General features: G+C 54.7%; 7 protein-coding genes. 1 reads left to right on the top strand and 6 read right to left on the bottom strand.

Annotated elements, in window-relative coordinates:
- Nucleotides 1-91: 91 nt before the first annotated feature.
- Genes JTI98_RS11385 through prmB form a run of 6 tightly spaced genes read right to left on the bottom strand, consistent with a single transcriptional unit; the run spans nucleotide 92 to nucleotide 4637 of the window.
- A complete protein-coding gene (locus JTI98_RS11385) occupies nucleotides 92-376 on the bottom strand; it encodes a YfcL family protein (RefSeq protein ID WP_044327345.1) in 285 nt (94 codons plus the stop codon).
- A 31-nt stretch (nucleotides 377-407) separates the two neighbouring features.
- Nucleotides 408-956: an elongation factor P hydroxylase gene (locus JTI98_RS11380; RefSeq protein WP_044258458.1), complete on the bottom strand. Its 549-nt coding sequence runs from the start codon at nucleotides 954-956 to the stop codon at nucleotides 408-410.
- On the bottom strand, nucleotides 956-1765 hold the full coding sequence (locus tag JTI98_RS11375) for a sulfite exporter TauE/SafE family protein (RefSeq protein WP_042999967.1): 810 nt from the start codon (nucleotides 1763-1765) through the stop codon (nucleotides 956-958). Before JTI98_RS11375 ends, JTI98_RS11380 begins: the two co-directional genes overlap by 1 nt.
- Entirely contained in the window at nucleotides 1765-2589 is an 825-nt protein-coding gene (mepA, locus tag JTI98_RS11370; protein WP_058586890.1) for a penicillin-insensitive murein endopeptidase, read from the bottom strand. Before mepA ends, JTI98_RS11375 begins: the two co-directional genes overlap by 1 nt.
- A gap of 3 nt (nucleotides 2590-2592) precedes the next feature.
- Nucleotides 2593-3678: a chorismate synthase gene (aroC, locus tag JTI98_RS11365; protein ID WP_042999965.1), complete on the bottom strand. Its 1086-nt coding sequence runs from the start codon at nucleotides 3676-3678 to the stop codon at nucleotides 2593-2595.
- A 26-nt stretch (nucleotides 3679-3704) separates the two neighbouring features.
- Complete coding sequence (gene prmB, locus JTI98_RS11360; RefSeq protein WP_042999964.1) at nucleotides 3705-4637, bottom strand: 50S ribosomal protein L3 N(5)-glutamine methyltransferase; 933 nt, start codon at nucleotides 4635-4637, stop codon at nucleotides 3705-3707.
- A 168-nt stretch (nucleotides 4638-4805) separates the two neighbouring features.
- On the opposite strand from prmB, the gene smrB reads away from it, so the two are divergent.
- A complete protein-coding gene (gene smrB / locus JTI98_RS11355; RefSeq protein WP_042999963.1) occupies nucleotides 4806-5357 on the top strand; it encodes an endonuclease SmrB in 552 nt (183 codons plus the stop codon).
- The last annotated feature ends 38 nt before the right edge of the window (nucleotides 5358-5395 follow it).

The raw sequence follows: 5395 nt of genomic DNA, 5'->3' as shown, positions 1-5395 counted from the left end.
CCTGAATTTGGGTCCAATAAAGAATTCACTATCGGACCCACAATGAGACACTTTCGTTTAGATGTCTAATTGACCCTATGCTGAGTCATTATTAAACGCCTTGATCCGCCACCTTCTGATACAGCGCATCCCACATCTCTTTGACTAATGCCTGATCGCGCGGTGACAATTCACCTGCACTGATAGCGTTTTCCAGGCTACGGGTAACGTTGGCATAGACGGCCTGAGCAGAATGGTCATCCGTTCCTTCCAGTTCTGCAACGGCTAATGTGAGGTGGCCACGCAAATACCCACTGGCAAACAGCTCATCATCGCTTGCATGCTCTACCATGTCGTCGATTAATGCCAGAATGCGTGATTCAAACTCCGCGATCATCTTCTTTCCTCATTGTAACGTGGCACTGGCTTCAGTTGAGCGCTTCTGGCCACGGGAATTGTTCCGCCGTAAGTTCAGGCGTGTGATAATAATTCTGTAATGCTTTGATGAAGCGCGCCGGACGTTCGGGAATGCCCTCCTCCAGATACGTCATCACCTGTGCATGAACCCGACGCTGAAACACCACGCGGTCCGGTTCAAAATCGCCTTCCAGGTTGTCGCAACTGACGTTAAACGGATATCCCGCCGCCACGCAAAACAACCAGTCGAATGCCTGCGGTTTCACTTCCACATCTTCAAACTGCCCCTGTGTCACCGCATCGCGACCGTCCGGACAATACCAGTAGCCGAAATCCACCAGCTCGCGGCGCGCTTTTCCGGCAATGCACCAGTGCGAAATCTCATGCAATGCGCTGGCGTAAAAGCCATGCGCAAAAACAATCCGGTGATACGGGATCTCCGTATCAGCAGGAAGATAGATCGGTTCGTCGTCGCCTTTAATCAGACGGGTATTAAAATCATCGGCAAAGCAGCCGTTAAAAATCTCAATCAATTGTTCGTAGCGGTGCGTACTGTTCATTAATTCATCCCCAGCCAGTGGAGAATCTCCTGTCCATGGTTATCATAAAGAAGTTTCATGCTCATCACCGCCGAGACAATGACGATCATAGGCCGAATCAGCTTCTGTCCTTTGCTCAGTACCAGTCGTGACCCCATCCGCGCCCCGAGAAATTGCCCGATCAGCATGACAAAACCGGTGGCCCAAATCACTTTCCCGCCGATGACAAACAGCAGCAGGCCGCCAATATTGGAGGTGGCATTCAGCACCTTGGCGTGAGCCGTCGATTTAGCAAGGTTATAGCCGCACAGCATGACAAACGACAGCGCGTAAAATGAACCTGCCGCCGGGCCAAAAAAACCATCGTAGAAGCCTACGCAGCCACCGGCCACCAGGGCAAACGGCAGACCGTACAGGCGACGCTGTCTGTCTTCCTCGCCCACTTTCGGCATCAGCAAAAAGTAGAGACCAATGCAGATCACCAGAACAGGCAGGATCTGTCGCAACACACCTGACTGCACATGCTGCACCAGCAGTGCGCCGCTCATCGAACCAATAAACGTCATCGCGATATTGAGTTTTTGCTCGGCGAGGTTCACCACTTTACGGCGAATAAAATAAATTGAAGAAGAAATCGAACCGCCGCAGGCCTGCAGTTTATTGGTTGCCAGCGCCTGCGCGGGAGACATCCCTGCCGCCATCAGCGCGGGGATGGTCAACAGGCCGCCGCCGCCCGCCAGTGAGTCGATAAATCCAGCCAACATTGCCACAAAAAACAACACCAGCAACAGCAGCGGAGAGACCATAAACAGGTCCGCAAAATTATCCATCAGAGTACATGCTCATCCAGTAGCGCCTGGCAGGAAGGCGGCAACGGAGGCGGTGTCTTCTTCTCAGGCTTTGTTGTGCCGGGCTTTGGTGGTTCAAACCAGCTTTGTAGCTCAGCGCCACAGCCATCGCCCGGCGGAGGCAACGGCTGATCTTCACATTCAAGGCTGTCGGCAGGACAGCGTAATCGGACATGCATATGCGCACGGTGCTGGAACCAGGGTCGCACTTTACGTAACCAGTCGCGATCGGTGCCGGCATCCTGGCAAAGCTGTTGTTTGATGGCAGGATTCACAAAAATACGCGTGACGTCGTTATCTTTCGCCGCCAGCTTAATCAGGCTGGAGATTTCCGGTTTCCACAGCGCTGGCACGACATGTTTACCGTCACGGGCCACCAAATCCAGCGCCTGGGGACGCAACAGTTGCGCCTGCGTCCAGCGTGTTTTTGGCAACTGCAGGAAAATATCGACATCCAGACCGGTCTGATGGCTGGCATGTCCACCGTTAAATCGACCACCAGCAGGCATGCCCATGTCACCGATCAGCACCGTACCCAGTCCAAGATTGCTCACCTGCGTACTCAGCCGCTGAATAAACATCACCAGATCGGGATGACCGAAATAGCGGCGCTGATCGGTGCGCATCACCTGATAGTGATCCGACTGCACGGGAAGTGTATCCGCTCCCACTATGCAGCCGTTCGAGAAGCCACCAATTGACTGCGCGCTGCCCGGCACGGGCTGGGTAATTTTCTGCCACGGCGTCGCCGCCAGGCTGGCCGTGCTGGCAAGAAGCGCCAGCAGAGCTATTGCGGTTTTTTTCATCTCTTACCAGCGTGGAATATCCGTTTTGACATCCGCATTCTGCGCCCGTTGACGTAACAGGTGATCCATCAGCACGATCGCCAGCATCGCTTCCGCAATCGGCACGGCGCGGATCCCCACGCACGGATCGTGACGACCTTTCGTGATCATCTCCACCTCTTCGCCAAAACGGTTAATGGTGCGACCCGGAACGGTAATACTGGACGTCGGTTTCAGCGCCATGTGGGCCACGATTTGCTGGCCGCTACTGATCCCGCCCAGAATACCGCCGGCGTGATTGCTCTGGAAGCCGTCTTTGGTGATTTCATCACGATTCTGACTGCCGCGTAGCGCCACGACCTCAAAGCCGTCACCAATTTCGACACCTTTCACCGCGTTGATGCTCATCAGCGCGTGGGCGATATCGGCATCAAGTCGGTCAAAGACGGGTTCACCCAGGCCTGCCGGCACACCGCTGGCGACCACGGTTACTTTCGCTCCAATGGAATCGCCCTCTTTTTTCAGCGCGCGCATCAGCTCGTCCAGCGCTTCAATTTTATCAGGGTCAGGACAGAAGAACGGGTTTTGCTCGACCTGCGACCAGTCTTTAATTGCCAGCGGAATGTCGCCCATCTGGGTCAAACAGCCCTGAATGGTTACGCCAAATTTTTCAGCGAGATATTTTTTAGCAATGGCACCTGCCGCCACGCGCATCGCGGTTTCTCGCGCGGAAGAACGCCCGCCGCCACGATAATCGCGCAGGCCATATTTCTGTTCGTAAGTGTAGTCTGCGTGTCCCGGACGAAACACGTCCTTAATAGCGCTGTAGTCCTGCGAGCGCTGATCGGTGTTTTCAATCAGCAGACCTATGCTGGTCCCCGTCGTTACGCCTTCAAACACGCCGGAGAGGATTTTCACCTGATCCGGTTCGCGACGCTGCGTCGTGTAACGCGACGTGCCAGGGCGACGTCTGTCGAGATCGTGCTGCAGGTCAGCTTCTGTCAGCGGAATGCCTGGCGGCACACCGTCGACGATACAACCGAGCGCCAGCCCGTGCGATTCGCCGAAGGTGGTTACACGAAAGAGTTGTCCAATTGTATTTCCTGCCATTGCGGTCTCGTTGTTGTCGTTGTGGTTTAATCTTTATAGAGGCTGAAGTGCTCGCGGGCAGCAATCAACTCGGCTTTGGTCAACATAAAAACGCCATCGCCGCCATTGTCAAATTCCAGCCAGGTGAACGGCACATCCGGATATTGTTCCATCAGATGTACCATGCTGTTACCGACTTCACAAATCAGAATGCCGTTATCAGACAGGTAATCCGGCGCGTTGCCCAGAATGCGGCGAGTGAGTTTCAGGCCGTCAGTGCCGGACGCCAGACCCAGTTCCGGCTCATGACGATATTCATTAGGCAGATCGGACATATCTTCCGCATCAACGTACGGCGGGTTGGTTACGATCAGATCGTACTGGACTTTCGGCAGGTCACGGAACAGATCGGAACGAATCGGCGTGACATGATGGATCAGACCGTGCTCTTCAATGTTGTGTTCGGTCACGGCCAGCGCGTCAGCCGAGATATCTACCGCATCCACTTCCGCTTCCGGGAAGGCATAGGCGCAGGCAATCGCAATACAGCCGCTACCGGTACACATATCAAGGATAAGCTGAGGCGGCTCACTGACCAGCCCCGCAAAGCGGTTGTTGATCAACTCACCAATTGGAGAACGCGGCACCAGCACGCGCTCATCAACATAAAACTCATGGCCGCAGAACCAGGCTTTGTTGGTCAGATAGGCCACCGGAATACGTTCGTTCACACGGCGGATTACGCGCTCAACAATACGGTGGCGTTCGCTGGAGGTCAGGCGCGCGGTACGCATATCTTCTGGAATATCCAGCGGCAGATACAGCGATGGCAACACCAGTTGCACGGCTTCATCCCACGGGTTATCGGTACCGTGACCGTACCAGATGTTCGCCGCGCTAAAACGGCTGACCGCCCAGCGCAACATGTCCTGAATGGTATGCAGATCACTCACTGCTTCATCAACGAAAATTTTATCCACCTGTTCCTCCAGGGCATGCTCGCATTAATTTCGGCGGCTAGTTTGCCATGAAGACGGCGATAAATCAGCAATCACGCAGGGGTTGCGGGTGAAAATTGCGTTTTGAGCATTCGCATCCGCATCGAGTCGGGTAAACTAACGGACAATAAAAAAAGATGAGATCACAGAATGAAAAAGAAAACATCGCTGAGCGAGGAGGACCAGGCGCTGTTCCGGCAGCTGATGACCGGCACCCGTCAGATTAAACAGGACACCATTGTTCATCGCCCGCTGCGTAAAAAGATCACCGAGGTGCCGGTTAAGCGGCTGCTTTCGGAGCAGGCCGATGCCAGCCATTATTTCTCTGATGAGTTTCAGCCGCTGCTGAATACGGAAGGCCCGGTCAAATATGTCCGTCCTGACGTGAGCCATTTCGAGCTGAAGAAAATGCGCCGTGGCGATTACTCTCCGGAGCTGTTTCTCGATTTACACGGTCTGACACAGCTTCAGGCAAAGCAGGAACTGGGCGCGCTGATTGCCGCCTGCCGCCGGGAACATGTGTTTTGCGCCTGCGTGATGCACGGTCACGGCAAACATGTGCTGAAACAACAGACGCCGCTGTGGCTGGCGCAGCATCCGCACGTCATGGCCTTCCATCAGGCACCGAAAGAGTACGGCGGCGATGCCGCGCTGCTGGTGTTAATCGAAGTGGAAGAGTGGGCGCCGCCGGAACTGCCCTGAGCACAGAAACAACAAGAGCCGCATCAGCGGCTCTTTAG

The organism is Citrobacter sp. MGH 55, from assembly GCF_016906145.1.
Classification (GTDB): Bacteria; Pseudomonadota; Gammaproteobacteria; order Enterobacterales; family Enterobacteriaceae; genus Citrobacter_A; species Citrobacter_A amalonaticus.
Note: the sequence above shows the minus strand (reverse complement) of the source record. Positions and strands in the feature narration are given on the sequence as shown.